Origin of the sequence: Sphingobacterium haloxyli (assembly GCF_002980525.1) — a bacterium.
Lineage (GTDB): Bacteria > Bacteroidota > Bacteroidia > Sphingobacteriales > Sphingobacteriaceae > Sphingobacterium > Sphingobacterium haloxyli.
The window spans coordinates 33,221-58,738 of the sequence record NZ_PVBQ01000012.1; the positions used below are offsets into that span (position 1 = coordinate 33,221).

Consider the following 25,518-nt stretch of genomic DNA (forward strand, 5'->3'; position numbering starts at 1 on the left):
TTGTTATGAAGAACCTTTTTTATAAAGTAATAGCTGGACTGTTATTCGTTTTCGTACTCTCTTGTTCGAAAGACGAAAACAACGCGCCATTTTTGAAGCGAGATACAGATCAGCTCAGTTTCCCTTATGGAGAATCCCGAGAAACATTTACGGTGAGGACAAGTGGTTCCTGGTCTATCGATCTTAGCGGGGCGAATTGGGTATCGGTAGATCCGATAGAGGGTGTAGGAAATGGTGAAGATATACAGGTCGTCACCGTAACAGCTTCAAGAAATATAGGAGATATGCGAAATGGTGCCATCAAGATCATCTCTAGCGATAAAGAGGCTTTAATTAATATTGATCAAGAGGAAGGTAAGGTGATGTTCGGTACACCATATTTCACTACCGGTCTTGTTTCTAATTTCCCGTTGGAAGAAAGTTATCTTGTAATACCTTATAATAAAGGAAAGTTGGAAGAGGCTGTCTCCGTACGCACCCAAATTAGCGGTGTCGGCTCTGCTGGTATCCAAATAGCTGATACCGATGTGGATATGTCTTCCGAGAGCGGTGAAGTAAAATTGCCTGTTACGGGAATGCCCACGACAGACGGGACAGTTACTTTTAATATACAGATCTTAGGCCAAACGTTAACGGTAAACACGGCGGTCAGAGAGCAGGGGAACAGTGATCCGGTAGGTACGATCTACTTATTGCAGAATTTTGATTTGTTGATTTTGGGCGGTGATCACGTTGGGGGAACGGCAGGTCTCCACTTAGAGGGGAGCTGGCCGACTGTGGATGGGAAGAGAGTACTACCCGAGAATCCTGTATATATTACAAGTGGTACACGAAATACGGACGGTACGGGTGATTTATTTAATACTATGCATCCATCTTTCGTTGCATCAAGAGGATTAGAGGGGTGGGCTGGTTTGCGAGTTTATGAAAGACCCGGTTATGTTAAGGTTAGTACCGCAGGAAGCAATGACGGTTATATCGCGACACCACCGCTGACAGCGATCACAGGCTGGGCTGATGTCAAAGTAAAATTCACAGCAGCTAGATGGAGCGAGAATACCAATGCGGATGCCGATGCGACGGTTACAGTGCGTGTATTAAATGCCGGTACCTCAGATGAAGCAGGTCAAGAAATCTTATTAACACCCGCATGGGCGGACAAGGAGATCATTGTAGAGGGCGCGACAGCGCAGACTGTAATCGAATTTAGAGCGAGGAATGCAAGCAACGGTCGATTTTTATTGGACAATATAGAAATTTCAAAAGTAATTAGATAGCTATGAAGAGCACATTCGAAAATGCGAAAGGTATACTGATTTTCTATTTATTTCTTGCTTTGTTGCTGATTGGCTGCTCGAAAAGCAGTGGAGGGACGGAAAACGGACCAGATAATGGAAAAGATGATGGGGCTGGTTTGCCTGATGTGGAGTTAGTTAATGGCAATAATGTGTATGGTTATATTTTGGATGAAGCCAACAATCCTATAACAAACGTGATTGTCACAGATGGATATACAGTAGTAAAAACAGATAACAAAGGCGTGTATCAGCTCAAAAAAAATGACAAGGCTAAATTTGTATATTACTCTACACCGGCTGAGTATGAAATCGCGGTTGAATCATCTAATAGAAAAGCGCCCCTGTTTTATAAAACGTTGAACGCATCTGAGAACCCTCAACAGCATAACTTTACATTAAGCAAAAGAGCTTCAGTAGAGAATAACTTCATTTTATTTGGTCTGGGCGATCCGCAGGTTGCCAATCAAGCGGAGGTCGGCAGGTTTCTGGATGAAACGCTAGCGGATGTGACGGCAGAATTGGCTACGATTTCGCAACCGGCGATTGGAATATCCTTGGGTGACGTGGTGGCAGATAACGCTAGTCTATTGAATACGATGAAAATAAGATTGGGCTCGACATCGATGCCTGTCTTTACGACAATCGGTAATCACGATAAATTTTCCAGTGGCACTGTGAAGACAAATGCTGTATTTGAAAATGTGTTTGGACCTACGAATTATTCATTTAATATTGGGGATGTACACTTCATCTGTTTGGACAATGTAGTTTTTTCGAATACCTCAAATTATAGTTTGGGAATAAGTCAAGAGCAGATTGAATGGATGAAGCAGGATCTAAGTCATGTCTCTAAAGACAAAATGCTGATCGTGTATTATCATATGCCATTGAGAGGAACTAATTTCGCTACCAGAACGCCATTTTTTGATTTGATTAAAGAATTTGAGACTGTGCATTTATTGAGTGGTCACACCCATTATGCAGAAAACTATATTCATAATGTTTCCGGCAAGGAAATATATGAACATGTACATGCAGCAACTTGTGGGGCTTGGTGGAAATCGACCATTAATGGTGATGGTACGCCGAATGGTTATATGATTTTTCAAATTGAAGGTTCGACTATTAAGGATTGGATTTACAAACCCACAAAACTGCCACGTGATTTTCAATTTAGACTCCACTGGGGAGATATGTCGTTTGGAGGTCAATATGGTTATTTTACGTATGGGCAGCCAGGACATACATTGATCGCTAATGTATGGAATGCAGATCCAGCTTGGAAAGTTGAAGTCTATATGGACGGTACCAAGCTCGGTGATATGGCTTTGAGAACCGGTAGTCCGTTGAATCAAGATGCATGGTCCAAGGGTTATCATTTAGGTGTACTAGATAGAAATCCAAATAACTACAGCACGACAACAAAACATCTGTACACCTATACGGTTGACAATCCCAATAGTACCTTGAAAGTCATTGTCACGGATCGGTTTGGTAGAACCTACGAACAAACGCATGCCGATATCGTTACCGATTTGAGCTCGGCAGCGAGCTACTAACTTTTTTAAGAGATCGTACCTTCCCCGTATGACGTATAGGGAAGGTACTATTGTGCAGACGCCAACGATATTATCCCGATGAACCGATACCGATTAGAGGGGATTTAATGTCTTTTCTTCCACCTCTTTCAGTTCGATGCGGACGGCATATGAACTGGGCCGTACGCCTCGTCCATATCGCGTGGCATAGTGTTTAGTAAACTCCGCGCCGAAATACAGGATTGCCGCAGAATAATACACAAAACTAAGCAAAATTATAATGGAGCCAGCTGCGCCGAACGAGCTAGCAGTAACATTTGAAGATAAATACCAAGAAATAAGAGATTTTCCTAATAGAAAGAGTAGAGCGGTGAAAATAGCACCCCATAGCACGTCGCGAAATCGGGTCCTTGCGTCTGGAAGGAAGGCGAAAATACAGGCAAACAAGGTTACGATAATCAAAAACGACACGCCGGTATTAATCAAGTTGATCAGCTGTAGGTCGATATTTGGAATATATTCGCTCAAAAATTCACCCAATTTACCCATCAACAGTCCGATTACGCTACTGAGGATAAGTGAGGCTATCAAGAGAAACCCTAAACCCAAAATCATTGAGAAAGAAAGAAGACGGTCGATAATGATTTTTAACCAACCTTTTTTTGGTTTAACTTTAATGTGCCAGATTTCGTTGATGGAGTTTTGTATATCTACGAAAATAGTGGTGGAAGAAAAAACAAGTACACCAATACCTATATAAAGACCGATGCTGTTTTTACTTTCTAGCGATATTCTTTTTATAGCATTATCCAGCATATTAGAAATATCTGGTCCAAACAGTTGATTAAGCTCCATCATAATCTCATCGCGCGGACCTGTTGGGGAATCCATCTGGCTCCCGTAAAAGAATCCGAGCGACCAAATTAAGATTAAAATTACAGGACCAATTGAAAATACCGTGTAATAAGCTAAAGAAGCACTTTTTTTGAGACATTTATCGTTAAGAAAACTATTGACAGTGTCCAGTAGTAATCGTCCAAACCCTTTTATTTTGTGCCAAAGTGTTTCTCTTTCCATATGTACAGTTCTCTTCGTTATTGTTCGTATAATCGATTAAGTATCTCTTCCGTGTTTTTGAGAATGACTTTTCGTTTCAAACTCAATTTCGGTGTTAATTCGCCATTATTAATGGTCCATTCATTGGGTAGAAGCTCAAACTTTTTTATTTTTTCCCATTGCCCAAAGCCCGTATTTAGGCGGTCAATCTCCCGCTGGTATTTTTCGATCACCTGTGGATCTTTAACGGTCTCGTCCCTTGAGACAAAAGATATGCCTTTACGTTTGTACCATTTTTCCAATTCCTCAAAAGCAGGTACAATCAGCGCTGCAGGGAAACGTTGATTTTCGCCTACGACCATAACCTGTGCAATCAGGGTAGACTCCATCAGTTTGTTTTCTAGTACTTGCGGCGCCACATACTTTCCGCCCGCAGTCTTAAACATTTCTTTTTTTCGGTCGGTAATTTTAAGGAATCCATCAGGTGTGATTTCGCCTATATCGCCGGTGTGGAAATACCCTTGTTGATCGATCACCTCACGCGTGGCCTCTTCATTTTTATAGTATCCGGGGCTAATGCTCGGCCCCTTGACGAGGATTTCTCCATCATCGGCAATTTTTACCTCTAAATTCTTCAATACCCGCCCTACTGTCCCAAATTTCACATCGGTATCAACATGGGAGTTGACTGCTATAACGGGCGACGTTTCCGTTAGGCCGTATCCTTCTAGTACTTTAATGTCCGCCGCCCAAAAGATGCGGCCCAATCGCTCTTGAAGAGCAGCACCGCCCGATATAATCAATTTGATGTTACCACCGAGCGCTTCTTTCCATTTGGAAAAGATAAGTTTGCGCGCAATACGAAGTTTAAACGAATAGAAAGTACCGTTTGCAGCTGGCTCTTGATAGCGGTGTCCCAAATTTACGGCCCAGAAAAACAAAGCTCTTTTGATGCCGGTTAATGCCTTCCCTTTTTCGATGATTTTATCGTATACTTTTTCAAGGACACGTGGAACTGTCGTGAAAATTTGTGGCTTTACATCGTTGATGTCCGCGACAATATTATCGAGGTTCTCTGCATAGTAAATTTGTATGCCTTTGGAAAGATAAAGATAAACAACCATCCGCTCAAAAATATGGCATAAGGGCAAGAAACTTAACGCCTTAGTGGTATCTTTGGGGACAAGATGCTGACAAGCTTCTACGTTGCTAAGGATGTTTTCATGTGTTAGGAGCACGCCTTTCGGTTTTCCAGTCGTGCCGGAAGTGTAGATCAGCGTGAGTAAATCATCGCTTTGGACCGCGTCCCTGTATGGTTGCAAGTCAACCTCTCGTGACGCGCCGATATCGATTAGTTTTTGGTAGCTCGGTTTATCCACCACATCTTCAAACGTATAGACGTCTATGGACAATTGCTGTCCTCGTATCGCCTGATCCACTTTATGTGCCAATTCAGCATTGCTTGCGAAGAGCAATTTCACTTCGGCATCATTCAGGATATGAGAAAGGTCCTGCGGAGATAACGTTGGATATAATGGAACGATAGCGACTCCGAGCTGGTTACAAGCGAAGTCTACAATGTTCCATTCGGGGCGGTTTCCTGACATTAGCGCTACTTTATCACCTTTTTTCAAACCTTCCGAAAGAAGGGCTTTGCTTAAGTTGTCCGTAAGTGCCTTAAAGCGCTCACTAGTGTAAAGTTGCCACTGTCCATTTCTTTTGCCTGCAACCATACAGGTGTCTGTAGAGGTATAGTCACCTAAGATATCAAATAATCTATTTAGCTTACTCATATGTCGCTCCTGTTATGAGGTTTACAATCTGTTTTCCTACACTAAGATAACGTTTTATCAATAAAAAGTGCTAACACGACGAAAAATAAAGGAAAGAATGATAACAGAATTTAACTTTTGAACGTTTAAATAAAGTATTACTTTTGGCTTACGTAAAAAACTTAGTATTATATTCATGAAGAAAACAAATTGGCTGTTATTGACATTAGGGATTATTTTATTTTCATTTGATACATCGTGGGCGCAATTGGACAGCCAACATGCTGTTGGGGGACGCTTTGGAAGTGCCACTGGTTTTAGTTACCGTTATACGTTGGCTGATGATCGAGCTGTAGAGGGGATTCTCAGTATACAGAGCAATTCTAAATCAAGACGCTTCCGGCTGGTCGGACTTTATCAGTATCATAGACCTTTGGCGGAAAATTTTACTTGGTTCTATGGGTTTGGCGGTAGTGTAGGAAGTTTTCGATACAAATCTGAGGTCATTCAGACAACAAATTCGGATGGTTCCGTCACAACGAGACGTACAGACCCGAAATCGGAACTGGCGTTGAGTATAGATGGTATTGTGGGGGTTGAATACAATATTCCGACGACACCACTTTCCGTTTCGCTGGACGTTAAACCTTATTTCGACTTTTTGCAGGAGAGTTCTATCAGGCTCATAGATCCGTTTGGCCTGACTATTCGATATAAATTTTAGTAGAAGAGCTGAAGGTATGCGTATTGGATTTCGCGGTACGCATGCTATTATTACTATATTAGATTTTTATCAATACCTATTTTCATGACCAAACCCTCAAACTCATCTCTGTTCCCAGCGGCTTTATTCCTCATTTTTGTTCTGTAATTATAGATAGTTGAGACCGAGTAGCGGAGGAAATAAGCAATTTTTATACTGTCGGTAATGCCCAGACGGATTAGAGCAAAAATACGAAGGTCGGGCGTTAGGTTATGGTTGGTTTTGAAACTGATTCTTTCTTCTTCTAATAATAACTTGTTTATTTCTTCAACAAAATTTGGAAATAAGCGTAATATTGTCTCGTCAAAATTTTTATAGAATTCCTCAAGATTATCTTTTGGGTCTAACGATAAATCGATGAATTTCAACAGCGCTTGCTCCCCCTGTGTTTTAGCTATCTTTTGAGCTTTCAACCTGAATTGCTCTATTTTTGAAAGATAATCGGAAAAATGTCCGATATATAAACCGATATATTCTTCCTTAAGAATATTCGAATCCGAAAGACTCTGATTGCTTTCCATTAACAGTTTGTTGGACCTTGATAATTCATCCTTGGTTATTGATAATCTTCTCTTTTGTTTATACACATATATTAACGTGAAGAAGATGAACGCTAACAATACCATTATAATTACAAGGATAGTTAACAATAATATTTGGCGTTGGTCTTCCTTTTTCTGATAGGCTTTATCAATAAAATCGAACATTTCGGAAGATTCAAGCGTCCGAAGTCTGGCGTTATAGAATATCGCATCCTGCATCGAACATTTCATATAACTATATGCACGGTTTACATCCCCATATTCAAACAGTACAGCTGCTAGTCTTCGGAGCGACATATATTCTTTTACCCCACTTTTGATATCAGCAATTGCCGATCTTGCAAGATACTCGATAGCTTTGTCCGTGTCCCCCTTCTCTTCATATACTTTAGCTATAGAATAGGCTAATATGGCAGCTTCCCGCTCTTCAGGATCGAGATCAGCATATGCATCGCGGAGATCCCTTAAGGCTTGATCATATTGCTTTTCTTGTTGTATAAGGCGTTCTGTATTTACGTATATATAGTCCAATGGTGATAGGGCTTCCCCTGAGACTAATCTGTTTCTTAATGAGGCTGTTATTGTTTGATATCTCTTTTTTTCCTCGTTGTTTTCAGACGTTTTTATTAATAAACTATAAACGGACATTTTTGTATATAAATAAAATGTTTTTAGATCGTCAGAGATTCTTAATGTATCTACGGTATTCAATATATCAACAGATTCTTTGAGTAATCCCATTGTTTTTAATATACGGACACGGAAAAGCTCAGAATCAATGTATTCTTCATAATCGTTGGTCTGCAGCGCATACTTTTCTAATTTTCGGGTGTACAAAAGTGCTGAATCAGTCATAAATACAATATAGTGAAGACAGATTTCTTTCGTAATAGCAATCTGGTCTTTCACATTGGAGGATACGTGTAGTCTCGTCTTTAAACTATCGATAGAGCCTTCTTTTTTTGCTGCATATGTAGCCTTATCCTGAATAGCCTTATCTAATACATGCAGTAATGAATCAAGTTGTTTATGGTATGCATTAGTTGTAGAGACTGAAGATATCAGGAATATAATTAATAATAAACTTTTCATACTTGGTATAATATAATAAGGAGCGAATTAAATACAATAGAGGCTTCGGTAAAAATAATCGGATAAATACGCTTCTTCAAAACTACAAAATAATATTATTTTATAAACATTGCTATATGAAGATATGGCTTTTTAGTATACTTTTTTTATTAAAAGGGAGTGTAAAATTCCGAAATGAAGAAATTAAGCGCGTTTATTCACTACATTATGTGTATGTTGATGTTTTTATAAATTGTTGTATGTTAGTTGTTTGCGTGTAATTTAACCTATATTCTTACTACATTGAGGGGGATTGGTATAAACGAACGTTTTAAAATCTGATAACTTTGATTTCTCAAAACTAAATTATAAATCTTTGCACATGGTAAACTTGCTAATTAACAATGCTGACATCCGATATCAAAGCGTAGTGGTTATTTCGCGTATCCTCGATGATGCAAAAGCGACAACCTAGGAGATACATGCATCTCCAATTCAATTAATTTATCACTTAATAACGCAAATCTGTGAAACGAAGAGCTTTTATTAAAAATTCGGCTATACTTGGAGCAGGTATATTGGCCCAAAATTTTTCTTATGCCAACCCAAATTTGGCATTTCCCCTAGTGAGGACTAAGGAACCAGACAGGCATTTCAAAAGTGATGTCATTGAGGGGCTTATCAAAGAATTTCAGTCCAACGTAGCAGACGAGGAACTCGGTTGGCTGTTCAATAATTGTTTGCCGAACACCTTAGACACTACTATATATGATGAGTCAACCTCAGATAAAAAGCTGACTTATGTCATTACTGGAGATATTGATGCGATGTGGCTGCGGGATAGTAGCGCGCAGGTATGGCCGTATCTACCTTTTATGCGAAAAGACAAGAACCTCCAGAGCCTAATCCTCGGATTGATCAACAAACAGTCTAAGTGTGTCAATATCGATCCGTACGCCAATGCGTTCTATAACGATCCGGCCAAAAAGGGCGAATGGTTTTCGGATCATACCGATATGAAGCCTGGGATCCATGAGCGTAAATGGGAAATTGACTCACTCTGTTACCCAATACGTCTCGCCTACGCCTATTGGAAGGAAACAAAAGATACAACCCCTTTTGACAACGAGTGGGTGCAAGCGCAAGAAAATATTTATAAGACGTTTGTTGAGCAGCAACGCAAGGAAAACTTGGGACCTTATAAATTCGAACGTACGACGTCGCGTGGAACAGACACTTTGCAGGTTGACGGATATGGTTATCCTGTTAATCCAGTGGGTTTGATCTGTTCAAGTTTTCGCCCGTCCGACGACTGTAGTATATTCTTATTCTTGATCCCATCCAACCTGTTTGCCGTAGTTAGCCTGCGACAGTCAGCTCAGATCTTGCGTAAAGTCAAAAACAACACTGAATTAGCGACTAAAATGGAAGCATTGGCCAATGAAGTCGAGGATGCGGTTAACAAGTATGGTATCATCGACCATCCAGTACATGGACGTGTCTATGCTTACGAAGTAGACGGATTTGGCAGTTATATGATGATGGACGATGCCAATGTGCCCAGCCTGTTGTCGTTACCTTATCTTGGTGCGGTGGACATTAATGATGAGGTCTACCAACGCACCCGACGTTTTGTGCTGTCGGAAAACAATCCTTTCTATTTCAAAGGAAAAGTAGCTGCTGGCATCGGCGGGCCACATATTGGTCGCGATATGATATGGCCTATGGCACTGATTATTCAAGCGCTGACCTCCATAAACGATGAGGAAATACGTCAATGTATCAAGACGTTGAAAAATACCCATGGTGGCACCGGATTTATGCACGAATCGTTTCACAAGGATGATCCGAAAAAGTTTACCCGGCACTGGTTTGCCTGGACAAACACATTATTCGGTGAATTACTATGGAAGGTTTATAAAGAGAAACCGAATTTGTTAGTATAAACCATATAAAAACTACCATATAATACAATGAAAGAAAACGTAACTTTTACAGAAAAAAAATATCTGATAACACTTACTTTTGTCACCTCGCTATTCATGTTTTGGGGGATTGCCATTACCATGGGAGATGTGCTTAACAAGCATTTCCAAACGGTATTGAATGTCTCTAAAGCCGATTCGGGTTTAGTTCAATTTTCAATCTTTGGGGCATATTTTATTATGAGTATTCCCGCCGGATTGTTTATGAAGAAATTTGGATATAAGAACGGTGTTTTGTTAGGCTTGGTTCTTTTCGCTCTGGGATCATTGCTGTTTGTCCCTGCGGCTAACGCAGTCTCTTTTGGTTTTTTCAGAGTAGCACTTTTTATTCTTGGTTGTGGCCTAGCCACGTTAGAGACCGTTGCGCATCCTTTTATGGCGTCATTGGGAGATCAGCGCAGCAGCGAGCGTAGGGTAAATTTTGCGCAGGCATTCAATGCAGTCGGTACGATGATCGGCCCGGCGATAGGTACCTATTTTCTGCTTCGAGGTACAGGTATCTTACCAGATGAAGGGTTGGATTCGGTAAAAAACCTGTATACTGTTATGGGTATTGTTATACTGCTTATTGCAGTATGTTTTTCTTTTGTGAAGATACCCTCACTGGGAAATCCGCATGCCCGTGTCGACAACATCGATGCAGCAGCGGTCAATGTAAACCTGACCCCCGGGAAAAACCTGTTCCAGCATAGACATTTTGTGTGGGCCGTAGTTGCACAGTTCTTTAATGTTGCCGCACAAGGAGGCACATGGGCCTTTTTTATCAATTACGGACACGACGTTATGGGGTTTTCCAGTGAAAAAGCGGGAAGCTATCTGGTGTTATTTATGGGAATGATGTTGTTAGGGCGGTTTGTGGGTACATTCTTGATGAAGTTTGTGGCGAGTAATAAACTCTTGTCGGTGTATGCCTTACTTAATATTCTGATGTGTGTTGTGGTAGCTCAAGGATGGGGATGGGTCTCGTTTATAGCACTGCTATGTATCAACTTTTTCTTCAGTATCATGTTCCCTACAATTTTTAGTTTAGGGTTGAAAAATCTCGGAGAGCATACGCAGCAGGCTTCTTCTTTCATTTCTATGGGAGTTGTTGGAGGTGCAGTATTTCCTTTTTTAATGGGATTGGTTGCCGATACAGATATTGCTGCAGCCTTTTATTTACCGATAGTATGTTATATCATTATATTTTTATTCGGTGCTAAACTCTATAAAGTGCAGCACACCTTACCGCCTAATCACCGGTAAACTAATTATTGTTACTATAAACCATATAAACTATTATTTTATGAGAGAAACATGTATAATAATCTCATTGTTTATTTATCTTTTTGGGTTTAGTGTCCATAGTTATGCTATTGCTGCAAGGCCAATCAAGGAGAAGGCCGCTGGCTTAAACCAAACTACGTATACTGGGGTAGTAAGAGATGAATTAGGAGTCGCTATTTCCGGAGCTAGTGTAGCGGTGAAAGGTAGGACAGCTAGTACATCGACAGATAATAACGGACATTTTTCAATAAGTGCATCCTTGGGGGAAATTATTGAGATCTCGTTCTTGGGCTACGATCAGACTACGGTAACTTTGACGCAACAAACTAACCTAAATGTTGTGCTGAAGAAGTCTGCTAATACGGAACTGGATGAAGTGATTGTTGTCGGTTATGGAACCACGACTCGCAAGAGGATTACCGGAGCCGTAGACCAGATAGCCGCAGACCAGATAGAGAATCGACCGGTAGGTAATCTTACCCAAGCCTTACAAGGTGCTGCGCCTAGTTTGCTCATCCAGCAAAAAAGCATGAATCCCAACGATAACGCCATGAATGTTAACATTCGTGGCGTCAACACCGTTACGAGTGCTTCGCCCTTGGTTGTTATCGATGGAATGATATCCGATATCAATAACATGAATAAGCTGAACCCGAACGATGTCGATAATATTTCTGTATTGAAAGATGCTGGAACGGCGGCGATTTACGGGTCGCGGTCGGCGAGTGGTGTCATTCTTATCACCACGAAGCAAGGGCGGAAGAACTCCGGACCTCATATACGCGTCGGAGCTTCGTACGGTGTGCAGACGCCGGATATCCTATACCGCCCAGTTGACGGTTGGCAGAATGCAACATTGATGAACGTTGCGTTGGCAAATGGGGGGCAAGATCCAACCTATACCCCAGAACAAATACAGGATCTAAAGGAGCATGGAGATGCGGAGTGGGCGATGGATTATATCTTCAAGAGCGCGCATCAGCAGAACTATGATTTGAATATATCTGGCGGTTCGGCAAATAGTACGTATATGATATCGGGTGGATATTACGATCAAGGCAGTAATTTTATCGGTCCGGGATATGGCGTAAAACGATACAATCTTCGCACAAAGCTAAGTACAGAGTACAAGCGGCTTAAAATTGATCTCATCCTCGGTTATGCGCGTAACGACGCAAAAGGAGATGAGGCTAACGCTGGCTTTAAAATAGCTGATGCCAGCCGGACGCCCAAATATTACTATAATACCCCCATGACAGCAGACGGAAGATATCTTGTTAGTTCGGTGGGTACAAGCCCTGGCGCAGCGCTCCAATTGGGTGGATATAACAAGCACAATAACGACTGGGTCAACGTAGGTACAGCGCTGGAGTTTAAGATTTCGAACGACCTAAAAGCGAGGGCAATATTTGGACTGGACAATACATCCAACTGGCGATTTATAAGAAGGTTGCAATATCCTGTTTATAATAGTGCAGAAAGCACGACCCCTATCTTACAGGGTGTAAATAGGGAAACGGAGAACCACGCTTTTAAGGGCATATTCATCAATTCGCAGGCACTTTTGGATTATAGCAAAGCTTTCGGTAAGCATACGATAACAGCCTTAGGAGGTGTATCTCAAGAAATTGTAAATAATAAAGGAATAGATGTTAAAACCAGAAATACCGATGCAGATCTTGGTATTCCGATCAATAACGGCGAAGATGACAAAACCATTTTTGAAGACAGCCGCACCGAAGTTAACAATACGCTACGCCGGGTAATCCAATCTGTTTTTGCCCGTGCCAATTACAATTACGACGACCGCTATTCGGCCGATTTTACTATCCGTACGGATGGATCTAGTCGTTTCCCCGAGAAAAACAGATGGGGAACCTTTCCGTCTATTTCCTTCGGTTGGTCATTGTCAGAAGAACATTTCATGGACGGCTATAAGTCAAATATCGGTGATGTCAAATTTCGTGGATCGTGGGGGATTTTGGGTAATCAAGAGATTGACGACTTCCAATATTTCACCACATATACTGTCTATAACAATATCGCGGGCTTTAACAATAATCCTGTCTCAGGTACCGGCTTTCAGGAAGCCAGCCCAGACCTAAGATGGGAAAAGGTAAACAGTAAAAATATTGGGGTCGATTTAACCTTTTTAAACAGAGCGCTGTCTGTAAGTTTCGATGCGTTCGCGAATAAAACGACGGACATCCTACTGCAACCCGTAACACCCGGTGTATTTGGAACAGCTCTCGGAGATGTCAACATTGGTGCTATGGAAAACAAAGGTTGGGAGCTAAATGTTAATTATAATTTCGTTACCGGCGCTGTGAAACATGGGGCGACGTTCAATGTCGGAAACACCACAAACATCGCTGTAGATCTTGGTAATCCGCAGATCAATACGGTGGATAACATCGGGTTTATCCGGCGCAATGGACTGCCTCTAGGTGCGTATTACGGCTTGAAAACTGACGGGCTTTTCCAAAGCTATAGCGAGATTGAGAATGCTGCGGTTCCTGTTGGAGCATCTCCTCAACCGGGCGACGTAAAATATATAGATCGCAATGAGGACGGTGTCATCAACGACGATGACCGCTATTACCTCGGTGATGGACTTCCTCATTACAATTTTGGTCTAAATTATAACATGAATTACAAAGGCTTTGATTTTTCAATTCTCGTACAAGGTGTGGGAAAACGACTACAATCGCTACGGGGGGATATTTACACACCTTTTCACAATGGCGGTTGGTATCCTGTGATTTTCCAACACCAGCTTGATACCTGGACCGAAACCAATACCGATGCGAGGTATCCGCGGTTAATTACCAACAGCGGCAACTCTTTTGCCAACAATTGGGGGCCGGCCTCAGACATGTATATCCTCGATGCGAAATACATCCGTGTTAAAAATATACAGGTAGGATACACCTTGCCAGATCAACTGGTCCAAAAGCTGGGCGTGGGTAAAATACGTGTGTATGCGAATGCGCAGAACCCTTTCACTTTTAGCAAAAACTCTTTTATTGATCCTGAATCGACAGAGTTTAGCAATACGCTAGGTGCGGGCGGAGGCAATAGCGGAAGAAACTATCCTGCCCTTCAATTCTTTGGAGGAGGTATTAACGTGGATTTTTAAAAGTATGAAAATGAAAAAAATAGTATATATTATTCTTGCGCCGATAGCCCTATTGCTTTTCCATTCTTGTCAGGACATGGATATAGCGCCTATCGACAGGTTTACAGATGCTAACTACTGGGAGAGTGCCGAAAAAGCACAACTGGTGCTTAATATGGCGTATAACCAAATGTATGGTGCAGACCGTATGTGGAGAGATGAATTCTTGAGCGATAATTTAGTACATACCTATGGTACAAACGATCCTTACGTGATCCGAAAAGGACAGGCGACCTCAGCGCTTAATCTGTTCAATACGGAGTGGGATGATGCTTATGGTGGCATCAAGACATGTCTGGTGTTTCTAGAAAATGTAGATCGGGTACCGAACATGTCTGAGAGTGTTAAAAATAGGATGATCGACGAAATCCGTTTTATCCGTGCGTATATTTATTTCAGATTGGTAAATTACTATGGTGATGTGCCATTCTTTCTAACGCAGGTATCGCTTGATGATGCCTACACTGTCAGCCGCACGCCCCGTGCCCAAGTCCTATCTTTTGTCCATCAAGAGCTGGACGAGATCATTCAAAACGGTAATCTGCCAACGAAAGATGACTTGGCGACAGCCGAAAGAGGACGCATTACAACGGGAGCTGCCGTAGCCTTTCAAGCACGTGCGTATCTATACGAAAGCAACTTTCCGAAAGTGAGGGAGTATGCCGGCCTTCTGATCAATGATCAAGCAAAATACGGTACATACCAATTGTTCCAGCGCCCTACACAAAACGAAAGCTATTTTTACCTTTTCACTCCAGAGAACGAGTATAATGACGAAGTTATATTGGATATCACGTATGACGGTATATCAAAAGTTTGGACGAACATGAGTGCTATGGCTCCCATCACAAAATATGCGGAAATATCTGCGGACAATCCGACTCAAAGCCTAGTGGATTCGTATATGACATTGAATGGGTTACCCGTTACTGGACCAGACCGAGATCCCGCATATAACGTAAACGATCCCTACATCAATCGGGATCCCCGTCTAAGCGCGTCTATCGTGTATGACAATTATCGTTGGTTAAATAATGACGGCAGTGTAGACGTTATACGGACAGCGGTAGGCACGAATACCGACGACTCTTACAAAGGGCCTGTCGAACGTCAGACTAAAACCGGTTATTATTTGCGTAAGTATTACGATTGGAACATGACGAGAAATAACAGATCTGGGTTGAACATTATCATGTTTCGTTATGCGGATATCCTGTTGATGTACGCGGAGGCGTGCAACGAGATCGGAAAAATATCCCAAAACGAGTGGGATATGACCATTAAACCTATACGTGCGCGTGCTGGATTTCAAGCGGCCGCTGCCTTAAACTATCCCGCGACAAAATCACAGGAAGAGATACGTACTATTATCCGCAACGAACGACGTGTTGAATTGGCGTTTGAAGGATTGCGTTGGTATGACATCAAGCGCTGGAGAATAGGCCAGCAAGTTTTAAACGGTCCTGTATACGGTTTTAGATTCGCGGGTAGCGATCCAAGTGTAAATGGGGGGCATGTGCTGGTAGAGCAATACCAGTTTAATGACAACCGCGATTATCTATGGTCGGTACCACTGGACGAAATGGACTTAAATGCTAATCTTAAGCCAAACAATCCCGGTTATTAAGAACAAATTAAATAGGTAAATACGTAATACTAAAAAAAATATGAAAGCTAAATTAACCAACAGTTTTATCGTACTTTTCCTGATACTTTTTGTAACAGGTTGTAGTAAAAATGAGATGGAGTATAAAGACCCCGCAGTTAGTGCTGTCGAGGCATTATATGCTCCGGCAGAGAACCAGCAGATTATTTTGCGCTCGGATCAGGGCGCGACCGCACTGTTTCAGTGGGCTTCAAGCCATTCTCAGGACGGACAACTTGTTTCGTATGAAGTAGTTTTCTACAACGAAACCGACCTGGAAAACCCAGTTTACCGCATTGTTTCTGAAAAGGGGGGTAAGGAGCTTTACGCTTCTATTTCACACCTCGATATCAACCGGGCTGCTGCAGCAGCAGGGATACCGACAGGTGAGGCAGGAATAATCTATTGGTCTGTAGCTTCCTGGAGAGGTTTGAGTTCTGCGGTATCGGCCCAAAAAAATAAATTGACTGTTAAACGTCTGGAAGGCTTTGAGGTGATACCGGATGCAGTGTTCATTACCGGAGAGGCGACAGAAACGGGTGACGATATTTCGCAAGCATTGTCGTTGACAAAAACAGAAGAAGGTAAATTTGAAATCTATACGCAGTTGAAAAACGAAGGGGGATATCGATTTGTAGACCGTACGACCGGAGAGGCGGTTAGCTATTATATTGACGCTAATGCTAAACTTTCAGAATCTGACGGCGAGCAACTTTCCACTGTAGATGAAACTGCAGTTTATCGACTCGCACTAGACTTCACCAATAAAGGGGTGAGCACGATGAAAATTACCAGTATGGGAGTATTCTTCAGCCCAGAAAACAAAGTGATACTTGATCTTCCCTATCAAGGTGCAGGTGTATGGTCAGGAACGGGCGTTATCAATTTCAGGCAGGAAAGCTGGGGGAAAGATGAACGTTATAAATTCCAGTTACAAACATCATTAGGGATCAAGCAATTGGGTACTGTGAACGGAACGGATAGTCAGCCAACCGCAGCTAGTCCGGCATCTTACTACTATGTTAAATTACTTGATCAGAACACGCAGTGGGATGACAAATGGAAATTTTCTTCGGCAGTAGATGGTGCGAATACTACGGTTACCGTAACAATGAATGCGAGTGGGCCATACACCCATTCGGTGAAGGTTAATTAAGGTCTGCAGCTTTTCTGAAGCGCATAGCTTTGGAAAAGCTGCTACAAGTAAATGTAAGCATAGTGCTGAAGACTATTTACGATACTGTCGGATATCCTCGGCCCGCTTTATGTTAATAATGAAGAAATATATGAAAAGGAATGCAATAATACTCTGCCTTGCGGTTATGGTTATCGCGTCATGTACTAAATACGACGACACGTACACGCCATCGCCATCTGCAAAGGACAATTTTTACGTAGTCGACTGGACCGCAGCAGCGGATAGCAGTACTAACTCTTCTTTTGATAGATATTGGAATACCACATCGCATGTTTTCAATAATACCTATGACGGGCAAGTGGCTTGGAACGATTACTGGCCGGAAGCGCACGGTCTAGATGTGCTGGTAGACGCCTATTTAAGAACGAACGACGATAAGTTCAAGCAGGCAATTTTTGATTTTTATGAAGGAGTTCGGATTAAAAACTGGTATAGCAATACTTGGGAAAATGAATACTATGATGATATGGGTTGGCACGGCTTAGCGCACATGAGAGCGTTGGAAGCCACAAATGACCAGCGATATGCAGAGTCCTCAAAAAACTTGTGGCGCTGGATTACGGAAGGCTGGACGGACTACGAAGGTGGTGGGATCAAGTGGCGCAAACAGTCGGATGTCCTCGGCGAAGCAAAGGGTATCCCGGCAAATGGACCTGCGGCAATCATTGCTGCAAGGCGATATACAAAATATCCCGAAGAAAGCCACGGCGGATTTAACAATCTCGAATGGGCTAAAAGAATCTATGACTGGATGAAATACAACCGCACTATCCTTTCATCAGGAAGGGTATTTGAATATTTAAACAACACCAATAATGATTTTTCCTATAACGTGGGGACATATATAGGAGCAGCGTTGGAATTGTATGATATTACTGGAGATAAAATCTATTTAGACGATGCTATAAAAGTTACGAACTATCACATTACCTACAATGTAGACAAAAGCTATGGCGTACTGACCGATTACGGTGAGCAGCCTGGCGGAGGCAGCGGCCACGACGTCAACCTGTTCAAAGGCATATTTATCCGTTACTTTACCTTGTTGATTCAGCATCCTGATCTCCCTGCTGCCGACAGAGATCGCTACACCAAATTTATCACGAATAATGCCGAATATCTGTGGATGGCAGGGACACAAAAGTCGCCCAGTATCAAGTTCAGCTACACCTGGTGGAAAAATCCGGCTGATGCCGAGACTTGGGGAGACTTACGGTCTGCTCTTAGTGGTACCATGCTAATGGAAGCAATGGCAACATTAAAGGGTGAAGGGCTAGTAGATTAAGATTAGCTGAGCCGATTTAGTAACTATAAAATAACCGCAAAGGCGCAAGGCGTAAAAGTTAGCGCAAGACTTATAAGGGAAAAAACATGTTAAAATATTGTACCATAGTAATTTTATCTTTTTGGGCAAGTGGAGCGCTTTCTCAATCGTTCAAAGGGAAATCTACCTCGATAGATATGTTGGAAGCCGCAGATCGCTCCTTGGAAGTGATTCTAGAAAAATATGGGAGCAAAAAGACCTTTTTACTTCGGGAGAATTTCCCCGTAGATGAGCGTTACAAAGCAGACTATCTAGGCGATGGTGCCAGCGGAAAGCAGGAATATGCTTACCTCTGGCCCTATTCAGGAGGTTTGTCTGCTACGGTTGCGCTCTATGAGCAAACCAAAAACAAAAAATATAAATCCATCATCGATAAACGATTAGTCCCTGGGTTAGAAGAATATTATGACGATGAAAGAAAACCAGCCGGATACGCTTCTTATATCTCTTCTGCACCAGTATCTGATCGTTTTTATGATGATAATATTTGGATCGGGATTGACTTTACCAATCTTTATCTGTTAACAGGTGAAACGAAATACCTGGAAAAAGCAAAGATAGTTTGGGATTTCGTATATAGCGGTCATGATGATTTATTGGGTGGAGGTATTTATTGGTGCGAGCAAAAAAAGACGTCTAAAAATACATGTTCCAATGCGCCGGCAGCCGTCTTCGCCTTGAAACTGTATGAAGCTACCGGCAAGAAAGAGTATTTGGAAATGGGTAAATCGTTATATGAATGGACGAAGGTCAATCTTCAGGATGCCGACGGCGTGTATATGGACAACGTTCGTCTAGACGGTAGCATAGACCGGACAAAATATCCATATAACTCTGGACAAATGATCGAAGCCGCTAGCTTACTTTATAAAATCACCAAAGAACCAGACTATCTTGATGAAGCGCAAAAGGTCGCGAATGCGTCTTTTCTTCATTTTTTTGAGACAGATGGCTCACAACGATTAAAAAGTAGTAATAATTGGTTTATCGCCGTAATGATGCGTGGATTTGTCCAACTCTATAAATTGGATAATAATCCAGCGTACTTGCGAGCATTTCGTAAAAACCTGGATTTTGCTTGGACTACCAATCGAGATGAAAATGGTCTATTTTACAAGGATTGGAGAGGAGTGAAGAGGGACGAAAGAAAATGGTTGCTAGATCAATTTGCTATTGTAGAAATGTTTGCGAATATTGTGGACTTAAAATTATAGAGACGTCGCTACGACGTCTCTATATATGATTTACATGGAAAGCCAGATCTCGCCGATTCGCTTTTCTGTAGGTGTTGGATCTGGTTTTTCGCGAATACACCACTGCTGTTTAGTTGAACGCCGGAGCGGGGCGTGGATGGTACGTATCAATCCATCTCTGGAAATCAAGACGTCAACAATTTCATCGATTTGACCATTTTGCAATATAAATTCCAATTCCTTGCCGGCGGTATCAAGTCTATTACCATTGATAGCAATAAGTTCGTCGTCTACATTTAACCCTGCGTCCCACGCACTGGAATCTCGTTCTACATTTTTAATGAGTACACGCCCGTCTTGGTTTGTAGTTTTGATTCCTAACGATAACTCTTGCTTGTCGCGGTTCAGATCGATCAATTCGTATCCTGCAACATTGAAATACGTATTGTAGTCAAGTTCCTCCGTGCTGTGAGCAGCATCAAAAATTGTTGAAAGATTAACACCCGTTATAGCCTCTGCTAAAGCTTGAAAGGCGTTCTCTTCAAAGCCGCTATTTTCTTTTTTGTAAAAAGAGTGATAGGCGGCCCGAAGTACATCATCTAGGCGCTTTTGACCTCGTGTTTCTGCTAGAATATAAAGGTCCAGCGCAACGGCTAACATCGCGCCTTTATTATAATAGGATATACTTGTATTTGCGGAATTTTCATCGGGTCTATAATGTTTTATCCAAGCGTCAAAACTGGCTGAGGCCGCGGATTGGATGCGGTAACCTGGTCGGTTGTACACTTGGTTGAAATCGTTGGCGAGCATATCGAGGTACTCCTTGACGGAGAAGAAACCACATCGTCGGATAACGAGATTGTCATAATACGATGTAAATCCTTCCATTATCCATAGCCCTGTTGTATAATTCTCTGTTTCGTAGTTGAAAGGCCCTAGTTCTTTCGGGCGAAGCCTTTTTACATTCCACAAGTGAAAATACTCATGTGCCACGAGGCAGAGGAAGTTTTTATAAGCGCTAGGTGTTTGATACGCATTTCGACTGGCACCCAAAACGGTAGAATTGAGGTGCTCTAATCCCCCGCCGCCTGCTTGATAGTTGTGGGTAATAAAAACGTAATTTGTATTTGGATTCTCTCCCCATATGGCGGTTTCTTCTTCAACGATTTTTGTGATATCAGCAGTTAACTGTTCCTTGTTATAATTTCCACCTCCTACCATAGCAAACTCGTGTTGGACACCTGACGCGTCGAAATACCATATATCTTGGTTCCCGATTTCGATAGGAGAGTCATACAGTACATCAAAGTTTTCGGCATAGAAAGTTTGGCTGTCGTTCTTCGATTTTGGCAGACCGGTTGAAATATGGCGCCACTTTTCTGGTCGTACAATCTGTACAGTACAGGGGAGGTAGATCTGGTTCTTGATATGCATGAAGGTAGCTGCGGGACTAAGAAATGCGTGATCTTCATCGATTATATTTGTCCTGACCGATATTTCGAAACCGTAGACTCTATACCGTATTTTAGTATGACGGGGTGGATTATGTATCCGCCATGTATTTTTAGAAATCTTTATGCACGCAATACGGTCTTCTCCTGTAACCGCTTCGACAAGCTCTATGTGACGCTCATACTCGCGAATCAAATAGGAGCCTGGCGTCCATACAGGCATGCTGATATCCAACGTCGTTTCGGCGAAATCTGTGATCTCCATCTCGACTTCTACATAGTGTGCTTGAGGCTCGGTAAAAGAAAGGGTAAAGTGTATACGCGTATCTGACATGATTTGTAGCTTTTATCGCAAAGCTACATAGATTGAAGCAAGCTTCAAAAGTATTTTATACACGAAAAATTGTTATCTTTGGAATGCACAACATAAATTTAAATAGCATATATGATATTAGTTGCAGATAGTGGTTCTTCCAGTTCTGATTGGATGCTTAATTTACCAGATAGTGCACCTTTATCCTTTCGTACAAAAGGATTGAATCCCTTTTTTGTAAACGAAAAAGAAATCGCCCGTGTGATGCAGGAGGTACCAGAAATCATACCTTATGCCAGCGAGATTCATGAAGTTTATTTTTTTGGCGCAGGATGCGTTACACCGGATAGACGAGAGATTGTTTCCAATGCGCTTACGGAAATCTTTCCGACGGCATTCGTTTCCGTCGAAAGTGATATGCTTGGATGTGCCTATGCTACCTGTGGACGTAGTAAAGGTTATGTTTGTACAATAGGCACGGGATCGGATATAGGCTATTTTGACGGTGAAGAGCTACATCAAAGTGTGCATGGCGTAGGATACGTCTTGGGGGACGAAGGATCTGGCGCGTGGTTTGGCAAGCGGCTTATTGTCGATTTTCTTTACGAGAAGATGCCAAAAGATCTTTACAAAAAATTTGCAGAGAAATACCGTGTCAATAAAGATATCGTCATTCGAAACCTTTACCAAAAAGACCGCCCGAATGCATTCTTAGCATCCTTTGCTGAATTTATGGCCGAAAATCGGTTGCATCCGTATATTGATACGTTGTTAAAAAACGGATTTGACGAATTTATTCGTACCCATGTTATTACATATCCGGATTTTTGGGAGTATAAAGTCAACTTCGTCGGCGGCATTGCTTATCACTTTGATTTGCAGTTACGCGAAGTATGTGAGGTGTTAGGGGTTCGTGTCGGATCGATTTTAAGTAATCCAATAGAACAATTATTTCATTTTGTTGTTGAAAGAGAAACGAAATTGATCATTAAGTGATCAATCAATAGTAATGCAAAATATCTTGAAAATGGTCAAATGTACGTATCGGGCATAAATAAAAAAGAATAATGAATATTATAACAAGCATTGTTTTATGGGCTTCGATAATGTCGCCGGCAACCTCGATCTATGATTTCAATTTCACATCAATCGACGGAAAAGAAGTGAAGATGTCGGATTTTAGAGGTAAAAACATACTAATAGTCAATACAGCTTCAAAATGTGGCTTCACCAAGCAGTACAAAGATTTACAGGCTTTACACGAACAGGATGTTGACTTGGTTGTCATCGGTTTTCCTTCTGATAATTTCGGTGGACAAGAACTCGATAGTAATACGGAAATTCAAGATTTCTGTGAAAGAAATTATGGTGTCACTTTTTTGTTGTCTGAAAAAATTGACGTGAAAGGGAAAAATATCAATCCCTTGTTTGCATTTTTGATTGCGCAAGAAAATCCGGATTTTACTGGAGATATCGAATGGAATTTTGAAAAGTTTTTGATCAATAAAGAGGGTAAATTGATCCATCGTTATCGTTCTCGTACTAATCCGTTGGATAAAGCAATCGTCAGCAAATTATAGGTGTCTATGTATCCGACAGCCTAAAATAGCAGGCGCGACAGCGAGGTTCGTAACTGTTCTTTTCTCCTAAAAGAATACGATCCTGACTTGCATCTATTCGATAGGAATAAGCGGCAGGTGCACCACATTGTACACAAACAGCATGTACTTTGGTGACATGTTCTGCCATAGCCATAAGGGAGGGGATCGGTCCAAAAGGAAGTCCCTTGTAATCCATATCCAATCCAGCGACGATAACACGAACGCCTTTGTTGGCTAGCTGTACACAAACATTGGGAAGTTCATCATCAAAAAATTGAGCCTCATCAATACCGACTACTTTAGTTTCTGCACTCAATAGCAGAATTGCTGAGGAATGTACGATTGATGTGGAGGGTATACTGTTGCTATCGTGCGACACAACGGTGTGATCGTCATAGCGAATATCCATTGCCGGTTTAAAAATCTCAATCGGCAATTTAGCGAACTGTGCTCTTTTCATCCGCCGGATGAGCTCTTCGGTTTTGCCGGAAAACATGGAGCCACAAATGACTTCGATACTACCAGCGTAGCTATTCTTTTGGATAAAATTATGTTCGGAAAACAGCATGGGATCCTTTGAATTATTCTTCACTATAAGCTGTGCTAATATCGAAATTATATCTTAAATTTGAAGGTAAGAAGTTTGTTCTTTAGCAAAACGAGGTATCTATCAGATAAATAAATAAAAAATGGCATATACAAAAGAATCTATATTTTCAAAAATAGGAGAGTTGTTGGTGGAGATTAACGATGATTATACAGCCCTATCAGACAAAAATATTCGAGAATCAGATGAGGCCTTGTTATTATTGGAAGCAAAGGCTAGATTTCTAACGAGCCATGTCGAAGTATTACGAAAAGTTGCAGTAGGGGGAGAACCTGCACCCGCTACCGCTCTAGAAGAAGAAACGGACGAGCAGTCGGTTTACAACGAGGTTCAAGAAGTGCCACGATCAGAAGAGCTGTACCACGAAGAAGCTGCTGCGGCAGCCGTTCGGGATAATCAGCGAAGCACTACTGAAGAAACTGTATCGACGGTTGATGAACCGCGGGTCGTTGAGCAAGAACAACAGGAGGCACCTCCACTAGTAGAAAATCCGGCGCATATCGCCGCAGACGAAGAAGAGCCGCTAGCACCACAAATACAATCGACACCCATTGAGAAAGGGGAACAGCCGGATCAAATCGTAGAGGAGGAGAAAAACGCTGTGGAAGAAGAAGCTAAGTTTCCGGATGCGTCGGAGCAGGATTCGGAGACGACGGTTGTTGTTAACGAAGTGGTGGAAGATGCCAAGGACGTTGTGTTGTCGGAAAATCAGGATATACCGCCAGTTGAGGAAGAGAAACCAGCGCGTCCTTTGACATTGAATGAGATTTTGCAACAGCAACGTAAGGCAGGAGTGCACAATACACCTGCATCGTTATTCTCGACCACTGCGGGAGCAGAAAAGGGCAAAATAGCGGATCTCAAATCTTCCATCAGTCTGAATGATAAACTCTTGTTCATCAAAGATTTGTTTAATGGCTATTCCTTGGCGTACAGTGAAGCAATTGAACTTCTAAATCGATATACTACTTTTGCGGAAGCGGATGCTTTTCTTCAGACAAACTACGCGTTGAAAAATAATTGGGCGGAAAAACCGCAAACGGTGGAGAAACTATACGCGATTCTGCGGAAAAAGTTTATGCTATAAAAGGAATGCAAGATCTTCCGTTCCTTTTTATGCTATATCAAAGGGTACCCAGTCCGTTCCTTTACGTCCGTAGATAAAATATTTCGGTTGTACAATTTCCGCACATATTTCTATATCGTGTAGAAAATCGGTACGCTCCATTCCAAAATTTCGTTTTTGAATGATATAAACGTTATTTGATTGTATAGCGCCTGTTCTACATAATATTTCATCTTGAAGAAGGCCGGGAAGATCTGTATAGAGCTTCTCGTTATCTTGAATAATGAATAGGTGTGACGGATTATCGTATTTCTCTACAAGCAGTTTTCCTCCTGCAATAGCGATGCTGTCCGCAAGCTGTTCGTTAAACAGTGGTTTAAAACCAGATTGTTGTGTTAATATAAGTGTCGAGGGACGTTGCTCTTCAGGGATAAACCTGAGTTTATGTATAAGTATATTGACTTCTTCCTCCAGATGTTCAGCCAGATTTGGCTCGGTTTGTTGCGTGTGTTGGAGTAATGTGATATAGAAATTAAGATCTCGCATGTACGTTCCGTTTCATTAAGCTGCTGCAAAGTTAATTCTTTGTTTTTACTTTTGACCGCAAAAGTTGAGAAAACCGAGCTAGGGAGTAAAGATCTGAATGTGGGG

Annotated in this window: 19 protein-coding genes; 13 read left to right on the forward strand and 6 right to left on the reverse strand. The window is 41.8% G+C overall.

What is annotated here, in order from left to right; genetic code table 11:
* Window positions 1-5 precede the first annotated feature (5 nt).
* Complete coding sequence (locus C5745_RS14460; protein WP_105717722.1) at window positions 6-1,277, forward strand: BACON domain-containing protein; 1,272 nt, start codon at window positions 6-8, stop codon at window positions 1,275-1,277.
* 2 nt (window positions 1,278-1,279) lie between these two features.
* Window positions 1,280-2,857, forward strand: a complete 1,578-nt coding sequence (locus C5745_RS14465; protein WP_105717723.1) for a calcineurin-like phosphoesterase C-terminal domain-containing protein — start codon at window positions 1,280-1,282, stop codon at window positions 2,855-2,857.
* A gap of 93 nt (window positions 2,858-2,950) precedes the next feature.
* Here C5745_RS14465 and C5745_RS14470 read toward each other — a convergent pair whose 3' ends face one another.
* Window positions 2,951-3,913: a YihY/virulence factor BrkB family protein gene (locus tag C5745_RS14470; protein WP_105717724.1), complete on the reverse strand. Its 963-nt coding sequence runs from the start codon at window positions 3,911-3,913 to the stop codon at window positions 2,951-2,953.
* A gap of 17 nt (window positions 3,914-3,930) precedes the next feature.
* Entirely contained in the window at window positions 3,931-5,685 is a 1,755-nt protein-coding gene (locus C5745_RS14475) for an AMP-dependent synthetase/ligase (RefSeq protein ID WP_105717725.1), read from the reverse strand.
* Between the two features lie 175 nt (window positions 5,686-5,860).
* Between C5745_RS14475 and C5745_RS14480 the strand changes: the two genes are divergently transcribed.
* Entirely contained in the window at window positions 5,861-6,388 is a 528-nt protein-coding gene (locus C5745_RS14480; protein WP_105717726.1) for a hypothetical protein, read from the forward strand.
* Between the two features lie 53 nt (window positions 6,389-6,441).
* On the opposite strand, the gene C5745_RS14485 is transcribed toward C5745_RS14480, so the two are convergent.
* On the reverse strand, window positions 6,442-8,061 hold the full coding sequence (locus C5745_RS14485) for a DUF6377 domain-containing protein (RefSeq protein ID WP_105717727.1): 1,620 nt from the start codon (window positions 8,059-8,061) through the stop codon (window positions 6,442-6,444).
* 506 nt (window positions 8,062-8,567) lie between these two features.
* Between C5745_RS14485 and C5745_RS14490 the strand changes: the two genes are divergently transcribed.
* The 7 genes from C5745_RS14490 to C5745_RS14520 all read left to right on the forward strand — a co-directional run bounded on the left by C5745_RS14490 (window position 8,568) and on the right by C5745_RS14520 (window position 19,850).
* A complete protein-coding gene (locus C5745_RS14490) occupies window positions 8,568-9,986 on the forward strand; it encodes a glycoside hydrolase family 125 protein (RefSeq protein ID WP_105717728.1) in 1,419 nt (472 codons plus the stop codon).
* Between the two features lie 27 nt (window positions 9,987-10,013).
* Window positions 10,014-11,270, forward strand: a complete 1,257-nt coding sequence (locus C5745_RS14495) for a sugar MFS transporter (RefSeq protein WP_105717729.1) — start codon at window positions 10,014-10,016, stop codon at window positions 11,268-11,270.
* Window positions 11,271-11,310: 40 nt separating this feature from the next.
* Window positions 11,311-14,430 (forward strand): SusC/RagA family TonB-linked outer membrane protein, encoded by a 3,120-nt coding sequence (locus C5745_RS14500; RefSeq protein WP_105717730.1) that lies wholly within the window; start codon window positions 11,311-11,313, stop codon window positions 14,428-14,430.
* A 10-nt stretch (window positions 14,431-14,440) separates the two neighbouring features.
* Complete coding sequence (locus C5745_RS14505) at window positions 14,441-16,096, forward strand: RagB/SusD family nutrient uptake outer membrane protein (protein WP_207795814.1); 1,656 nt, start codon at window positions 14,441-14,443, stop codon at window positions 16,094-16,096.
* A gap of 40 nt (window positions 16,097-16,136) precedes the next feature.
* Window positions 16,137-17,270 (forward strand): SusE domain-containing protein, encoded by a 1,134-nt coding sequence (locus C5745_RS14510; RefSeq protein ID WP_105717732.1) that lies wholly within the window; start codon window positions 16,137-16,139, stop codon window positions 17,268-17,270.
* Window positions 17,271-17,400: 130 nt separating this feature from the next.
* Window positions 17,401-18,597: a glycoside hydrolase family 76 protein gene (locus C5745_RS14515; protein WP_105717800.1), complete on the forward strand. Its 1,197-nt coding sequence runs from the start codon at window positions 17,401-17,403 to the stop codon at window positions 18,595-18,597.
* Between the two features lie 86 nt (window positions 18,598-18,683).
* The gene (locus tag C5745_RS14520) at window positions 18,684-19,850 is read left to right on the forward strand and encodes a glycoside hydrolase family 76 protein (protein ID WP_207795815.1); all 1,167 of its coding nucleotides are present in this window, start codon (window positions 18,684-18,686) and stop codon (window positions 19,848-19,850) included.
* Window positions 19,851-19,880: 30 nt separating this feature from the next.
* Here the strand turns inward: C5745_RS14520 and C5745_RS14525 are convergent, their stop codons facing one another.
* Window positions 19,881-21,614 (reverse strand): M61 family metallopeptidase, encoded by a 1,734-nt coding sequence (locus tag C5745_RS14525; protein WP_105717733.1) that lies wholly within the window; start codon window positions 21,612-21,614, stop codon window positions 19,881-19,883.
* Between the two features lie 111 nt (window positions 21,615-21,725).
* Between C5745_RS14525 and C5745_RS14530 the strand changes: the two genes are divergently transcribed.
* Both C5745_RS14530 and C5745_RS14535 read left to right on the forward strand, forming a co-directional pair.
* The gene (locus C5745_RS14530; protein WP_105717734.1) at window positions 21,726-22,589 is read left to right on the forward strand and encodes an N-acetylglucosamine kinase; all 864 of its coding nucleotides are present in this window, start codon (window positions 21,726-21,728) and stop codon (window positions 22,587-22,589) included.
* Window positions 22,590-22,660: 71 nt separating this feature from the next.
* Entirely contained in the window at window positions 22,661-23,173 is a 513-nt protein-coding gene (locus tag C5745_RS14535; RefSeq protein ID WP_105717735.1) for a glutathione peroxidase, read from the forward strand.
* 4 nt (window positions 23,174-23,177) lie between these two features.
* Here C5745_RS14535 and C5745_RS14540 read toward each other — a convergent pair whose 3' ends face one another.
* Window positions 23,178-23,762 carry a thymidine kinase gene (locus C5745_RS14540; RefSeq protein ID WP_105717736.1) on the reverse strand — a complete coding sequence of 195 codons (585 nt, stop codon included), beginning with the start codon at window positions 23,760-23,762 and terminating at the stop codon, window positions 23,178-23,180.
* Between the two features lie 121 nt (window positions 23,763-23,883).
* On the opposite strand from C5745_RS14540, the gene C5745_RS14545 reads away from it, so the two are divergent.
* Window positions 23,884-24,888 carry a hypothetical protein gene (locus C5745_RS14545; RefSeq protein ID WP_105717737.1) on the forward strand — a complete coding sequence of 335 codons (1,005 nt, stop codon included), beginning with the start codon at window positions 23,884-23,886 and terminating at the stop codon, window positions 24,886-24,888.
* A gap of 27 nt (window positions 24,889-24,915) precedes the next feature.
* Here the strand turns inward: C5745_RS14545 and C5745_RS14550 are convergent, their stop codons facing one another.
* Window positions 24,916-25,413 (reverse strand): ABC transporter substrate-binding protein, encoded by a 498-nt coding sequence (locus C5745_RS14550; RefSeq protein WP_105717738.1) that lies wholly within the window; start codon window positions 25,411-25,413, stop codon window positions 24,916-24,918.
* Between the last annotated feature and the right edge of the window lie 105 nt (window positions 25,414-25,518).